Source organism: Corynebacterium sp. UMB4614, from assembly GCF_030217065.1.
GTDB lineage: Bacteria > Actinomycetota > Actinomycetes > Mycobacteriales > Mycobacteriaceae > Corynebacterium.
Map to the genome: position 1 here is coordinate 1 of NZ_JASONC010000111.1, position 246 is coordinate 246.

Sequence of the window (246 nt, forward strand, 5' to 3'; positions counted from 1 at the left end):
GCACTGGAAACTGCGCGCATTAATCTTGACTGGACCACGGTAACCGCACCGATTTCGGGGCGTATTGGTATTTCGTCGGTAACCCCTGGCGCACTGGTGACCGCGTCGCAGGATACAGCGTTAACGACTATTCGTGGTCTGGATACAATGTATGTCGACCTCACTCGCTCCAGTGTCGATTTATTACGTCTGCGTAAACAGTCACTGGCGACCAACAGTGACACCATGAGCGTCTCACTTATTCTG

At 52.4% G+C, this 246-nt stretch carries 1 pseudogene; it reads left to right on the top strand.

The window, feature by feature from the left end:
• Nucleotides 1-246 (top strand): annotated as a pseudogene (locus QP413_RS10115) (hypothetical protein); the annotation flags it as partial.